Genomic DNA, 1535 nt, shown 5'->3' on the forward strand with positions numbered 1-1535 from the left:
CACGGCTCTTTCATTTAACCTAAAATAAATAGCATATCTTCCCTTACCCGGTTCATTGAGAATCGGGTAATTTTTCCATGTCTGTATATCAAAGAGTTATTCTGGTATCAAAATTTTATTTTTTTTACTTTTGACTTAAAAATCGCATCAGTCTGGTAAAGCTCATCGAGATATGTCTGATCAGTTCGGCCATGCCTTTATTCTTATCCGATTGTTTCTTGCGAAGTCCTTTCCATATTGAGAACACCGAGTAAACTATTCTTTGTATGGTATCGAGGTTTCTGGCGGCTCTTGTTGACTTGCGTTTTATATTGTCCTGCTGAAGATTGTAGTCCAGCCCCCAATGCATACTTTCTATTGACCAATGGTTGCGCACGAAGATTCCTGGCTTCGGAGTATGCGTAGGCATACTGCTGACGTACAGGCGTTTTTCTGAGGTGTGTACTCCTGTTGACTTTTTGACTGTGGACGATTCATACTCTATGATGGTCATGTTTCCGCCCCATTTCTTCTTGTCTGCGATAATGTCCAGTCCGTCATATACGCGGTAGGTTCTCGTCTCTATCCTGCCGTGGGCCAGTTCGGGACCTTCGGTGTAAGAATATACCGGTGTGTGTTCCACTAGCCTGTCCTCAATGCCGTATCGCAATGACGGCTGGTTGGCTTTGAGTTCTATCAGAAAGTCTCCGCCTTTCTTTCTGATTTTCTCGACAATATCCTTCTGCATAGACATTGCGTCGGCTGTGACAATCTTTCCTGCGACATCTATTTTATCAAGAAGTATCGGTATGGCCTTTATCTCGTTGCTCTTTTCCTGACAGGCTTCGGTGGCGATTGTTATGCCGGTGCTGAACGAATAGGCAGAGACGATATCCGGGCTTCGCCCGTTTTCCTGAACGGTGCCGCGCTCGGCTTTGCCGTCAATGCAGATTATTTCAATGATGCGGCTGGCGCAAGTAAGTCTTTCAAGGAATATGTCTGCGAACTGCTGCATCCTGTCGGCCATATCCATATCGTTGATGCCGTTCTCCACACGGCAAAGCGTGGCCTCAGATGGTACGCCGTTCCTTAACAGGCCCATTTTGTGTAATTTGTTGAGGTTGTATCTGCCGAACTCCAATATCTCGGCTCGTCCGATGCATCCGGCCATACGTCCGAGTATCATCAGCATGATGATATCGTTGAGGCTGTGACGGAAATTGCCTTTGTCCAATCTACGGAAATCCGGCACGGATGAGGCAAACGCTCGAAGTTCTTCCATGATACTGCGCCTTGTGTCAAATTTATTGTGTACTTTTGCGGTATGATCAGGCGCATAGGCGTCAGTCGAACAGACTTGGTCAAGTGGCTTCATTTTTGGCGTAACTCTTTGATTATCACCTATAAAGTTACTAAAAATCTGCCACTTGGCCAAATTTTCATTACACTTATTTTCTTGAAAATCAGAGGTTAAAGCCTCTCCGCCCGTACTGCTCTCGCTATAAAATAACACATTTGTCGAGAATGAGACGAAATCTTAAATGAAAGAGCCGTGT

The 1535-nt window shown here is 45.1% G+C and carries 1 protein-coding gene; it reads right to left on the bottom strand.

The window, feature by feature from the left end:
- Positions 1-124: 124 nt before the first annotated feature.
- Complete coding sequence (locus C5O24_RS13285; RefSeq protein WP_107681969.1) at positions 125-1261, bottom strand: ISAs1 family transposase; 1137 nt, start codon at positions 1259-1261, stop codon at positions 125-127.
- Between the last annotated feature and the right edge of the window lie 274 nt (positions 1262-1535).

It is taken from the genome of Paramuribaculum intestinale (genome assembly GCF_003024925.1).
Taxonomy (GTDB): Bacteria; Bacteroidota; Bacteroidia; order Bacteroidales; family Muribaculaceae; genus Paramuribaculum; species Paramuribaculum intestinale.

What these genes read in the sequence shown, in the direction of transcription:
- C5O24_RS13285 (WP_107681969.1), bottom strand. Translation starts at nt 1,261, where the DNA reads ATGGAAGAACTTCGAGCGTTTGCCTCATCCGTGCCGGATTTCCGTAGA.